The 2,007-nt window shown below is 72.0% G+C and carries 2 protein-coding genes; both read right to left on the minus strand.

Features of this window, described 5'->3' with window-relative positions; genetic code table 11:
• Positions 1–123 precede the first annotated feature (123 nt).
• Complete coding sequence (locus tag VFO68_RS02640) at positions 124–1,248, minus strand: glycoside hydrolase family 53 protein (protein WP_325156506.1); 1,125 nt, start codon at positions 1,246–1,248, stop codon at positions 124–126.
• 24 nt (positions 1,249–1,272) lie between these two features.
• The coding region (locus tag VFO68_RS02645) for a substrate-binding domain-containing protein (protein WP_325156507.1) at positions 1,273–2,007 on the minus strand (735 nt) is incomplete at its 5' end.

Genomic DNA, 2,007 nt, shown 5'->3' on the forward strand with positions numbered 1-2,007 from the left:
CCATGTTCGACTGGTCCGGCAACGCCCTACCCTCCCTGCGCGCCTTCCGCCCCGGCAACTGACAAAGCCCGAACTGTGGTGGCCGCCGCGCTGCGCGCGGCGGCCACCACAGTTCGGGCTTTGTCAGTTGCCGGGGCGGAAGGCGCGCAGGGAGGGTAGGGCGTTGCCGGACCAGTCGAACATGGTGAGGTTGTCGTTGGGGTTGCCTTCGCCGGGGGCCCAGCCGACGCCGGGGAGCCATTCGGGGGACCAGTCGACGAAGCCGGCGCCGCGGCCGTTGGGGACGGCGGCCAGGACGGCGCGCAGTTCCTCGAAGTAGGCGGCCTGGCCGGTGTGGGTGGCGGGGAACGCGGCGCCGTCGGGGAGTTGGCTGGGTGAGTTGATGAAGTTTCCCAGAGTGTCGCCGTTGCCGAGGGTCCAGGGGTAGGCGGTTTCCACGACGACCAGATCCTTGCGGTAGCGATTGGACAGGTCGTTGAGGTTGGACCGGAGCGCGGACAGGGCGCCGTGCCAGAACGGGTAGTAGGACAGGCCGATCACGTCGAACCGGACGCCCTGGGCCAGGATGTGGTCGTAGAAGTACCGGGAACCGCCGTTGTCGCCGCCGCGGTCGATGTGGATCATCACGTCCAGCCGGTTGCCGGCGGGGTTTCCTTCCCGTGCGCCGGTGATGCCGGCCTTGAGCAGGGTGGTGAACTCCGGCCAGTGTTCGCCGTCGGGGCGGTAGATCTGGCCGAGCGGGAACAGCATGCCGCTGGTGATCTCGTTGCCCACCTGGATCATCGCCACGGGCGTGCCCTGCCGGGCGAAGGCCGCGACCGCGTCGCGGGTGTAGCGGCGCACGGTCTCGGCGAGGGTGGCCAGGTTCTGGCCGGCCCAGGCGGCGGGCGTCGGCTGCTTGCCTGGATCGGCCCAGAAGTCGGAGTAGTGCAGGTTGAGCAGCACCCGCATGCCGACCGCCCGCGCCCGGCGGGCCAGGGTCAGTGCCGCGGACAGGTCGCTGAAGCCGGGCGGCGGCGCTGTCCAGACCCGCAGCCGCACCAGGTTGGCGCCCCGGTCGGCCAGGATCCGCTCCACCGGCCGGGCCGCGCCACCGTCCCGGTAGACCGTGCCGATCGCCTCTTCCTGCAGGGTGAACGAGATGTCGACGCCGCGCAGCCGGGGTCCGGGCGCGGCGAGCGCCGGGACCGTTGCGGCGAGCGGGAGGCCGAGGGCGAGCGGGGCTGCCAGCAGGGTTCGTCTGCGCATGATCACTCCTCTGTGGACAGACGATCAGGCCGATTCTCTGATCACGAGCTCGGTCGGCAGGATGACGGCGGCGTTCGCCTCCCCGTCGAGCAGCCGCAGCAGCAGCCGCACCATCTCCGTGCTGATCCGCGCCAGCGGCTGGCGGATGGTGGTCAGCGGCGGGTGGCAGGCGGCCGCGATCCGCGAGTCGTCGAACCCGGCGACGGCCACGTCCTCCGGCACCCGGCGGCCGGCCCGGCGCAGCGCGGCCAGCGCACCGGCGGCCATCAGGTCGGAGGCCACGAACACCGCGTCCACGTCGGGGGTCCGGTCCAGCAGCACCTCCATCGCCGCCATCCCGCTGGCCTGGGTGTAGTCGGCCGGCACCACCAGGTCCGGATCGCCGTCGCCGAGCACGTCGCGGTAGCCGGCCAGCCGGTCCACGCCACCGGAGGTGTCCAGCGGGCCGGTGATCATCCCGATTCGCCGGTACCCCTGGGACACCAGGTAGCCGACCATCTGCCGGGCGCCGTCCCGGTCGTCGGCCGCGACATAGGCCACGTCCCGCTCGTGGCCGAGCGGCCGTCCACATGCGACAACCGGGATCTCCTGCGCGCGCAGCTCGTCGATCAGCGGACTGCCGGTGTGGGTGGACACCAGCAGGGCGCCGTCCACATGGCCGGCGGTGACGTACCGGCTGACCCGGGCCCGGTCCTCCGGGGTGCCGGCCAGCGTGAGCAGCACCGTGATGTCGTTGTCCGCCAACGCCTGTGTGCAACC

The sequence above is a fragment of the Actinophytocola sp. genome (assembly GCF_035712165.1).
Taxonomy (GTDB): Bacteria; Actinomycetota; Actinomycetes; order Mycobacteriales; family Pseudonocardiaceae; genus DASYTH01.